At 35.8% G+C, this 1,843-nt stretch carries 3 protein-coding genes and 1 pseudogene; 3 read left to right on the forward strand and 1 reads right to left on the reverse strand.

All coding sequences use genetic code 11. The annotated features are described in order from the left end of the window. The 3 genes and pseudogenes from AB3X49_RS22910 to AB3X49_RS22920 all read left to right on the forward strand — a co-directional run. A pseudogene (locus tag AB3X49_RS22910) lies at window positions 1-113 on the forward strand (MarR family transcriptional regulator); the annotation flags it as partial. Beyond that, window positions 97-426, forward strand: coding sequence for a DUF3147 family protein (locus tag AB3X49_RS22915; protein ID WP_002086410.1), 330 nt, complete (start codon window positions 97-99; stop codon window positions 424-426). The pseudogene AB3X49_RS22910 and the gene AB3X49_RS22915, both read left to right, overlap by 17 nt. Further along, window positions 378-1,298, forward strand: a complete 921-nt coding sequence (locus tag AB3X49_RS22920) for an alpha/beta fold hydrolase (protein WP_002168703.1) — start codon at window positions 378-380, stop codon at window positions 1,296-1,298. The genes AB3X49_RS22915 and AB3X49_RS22920 overlap by 49 nt, the downstream gene beginning before the upstream one ends. A 39-nt stretch (window positions 1,299-1,337) precedes the next feature. Here AB3X49_RS22920 and AB3X49_RS22925 read toward each other — a convergent pair whose 3' ends face one another. Then, a complete protein-coding gene (locus AB3X49_RS22925) occupies window positions 1,338-1,709 on the reverse strand; it encodes a hypothetical protein (RefSeq protein ID WP_000461762.1) in 372 nt (123 codons plus the stop codon). Window positions 1,710-1,843: the final 134 nt, after the last annotated feature.

The raw sequence follows: 1,843 nt of genomic DNA on the forward strand, positions 1-1,843 counted from the left end.
ATAAAGAAAAGATAAAAATATTAGAATCACAGTTATCAAAAGAAGAACAACAATTAATTGAAAAAGCCTTTTCGTTATTAGCGAAGGAGGCAAAATATGCATTTCCTCGTTAAAGTAATCGTTTCGGCACTTATTATCGGCGTTATTACTGAAGTCGCTAAACATTATAGTACGATAGGCGGCTTTATTGCTGCCCTTCCACTCGTTAGTTTACTAAGCCTATTTTGGATTTCTTTCGAAGGTGGGAGTAAACAAGAATTAAGTCAATTCGCTTTAGGCGTATTATATGGATTTCCTGCATCTGCACTACTATTATTTATTGTTTATATCGGTTTAAAAAACTCCTTTTCACTTAGTACATCTATACTCTTCGGCATATGCGCCTGGTGTATCGTCTTTACTTGCCAAAAAGTATTTCAAGCTTAGGGGGAATTACTATTAATAGATCAGTAGAGATATTTGGACAAACTGTAGAAGTATACATGAGAGGTAGCAGTAAACAAACTGTAGTCATTCAAACAGGAATGGGCTGCTCATTTTACGATTGGCTTCCTATTATAGAAAAGCTTTCACAAAAATTCACAGTCATTTCATATCATCGCCCAGGTTACGGAAAAAGTGAGCTAGGAACTAATCGACGTACAACAATGCAAGTTATAAAAGAACTACATATGTTACTACATGAACTAGATATTTATGAGCCAATCATTTTAATCGGTCATTCCTATGGAGGTTTATGCGCACAACATTTTGCAATGTTACATGAAGATAGGCTGCAAGCACTTCTTTTAGTTGATTCTACTTCCATGAACTTACACCGATTAGATGAACTGCATTTACCGGTTTCTGATCAAACTGATTCTGATGATATGTGGCTACAAAAATATCATACCTACTCCAACATGGATGCAGACGCGCTTTATACTGAACTAAAACCTATGCTCGTCAATACAACAAAACAGCATATCAAATTTTCTACATCTCCTTCCTTATATAAAGCGACAGCTTCTGAACTGTCCGAGTGGAAAAATTGTGCTCGCTCAATAAAAAAACAACATAAAACATTAGAAATACCATTAATCGTTATCGGTAGAGATCCTCAATATTCTATTGCTCAATTGATTGAGGGCGGTATGCCAAAAGAAGAAGCTACACAACTTGAAGATATGTGGCAAGAACTTATTCGTGAACAATTAAATCTCTCAATAAACAGCCAATACATTTTGGCTGAACATGCTAGTCACGGGATAGAAAACGATCGTCCAGATGCTATCATTGAAGCCATTCACTTATTGTAAATAAAAAAAGGAAGCAACTAAAGCTGCTTCCTTACTTATCTATTCATAGTCTTCTTCATCATCGACTTCTTCATAATACGAACTCCCATTGCTTACATATATAGGACCGTTCGCAACATCAATACGTAGTACCCATGCCCACGGCACAGCTAAACGTTTATGTATTGCTCTCCAAAAGTTCATTGATTTTCTTTCGTACTCCTGGAACTCCTGAAGTAACTCTTTATAGGAGGAACCGTCTAACTGAATATTTGCTTCTAATAAACGAGAATGGGCATAGTACTGTAACTCTAGTTCAGCAGCAATCTCCATTTCTTCTTCCGTTGCCATACCTATAATTGCTCCATCTGCTGGTGCGATTTCATATACGTTGTGAACTTCAATAAGCCCTTCTTTCTCTTTTTCAAACATGTAAACAGCCTCCTTTAACCAATATTTTTTATGTTACAAAGTCATACTTCTACAATACCTTCTCCCTTTCCTCTTTTTTTGATAAACTTTTACAAATTATTTATCTGATAATCTGTAGACTGTATTCTTTCAGC

It is taken from the genome of Bacillus sp. C30, from assembly GCF_040838255.1.
Classification (GTDB): domain Bacteria; phylum Bacillota; class Bacilli; order Bacillales; family Bacillaceae_G; genus Bacillus_A; species Bacillus_A mycoides.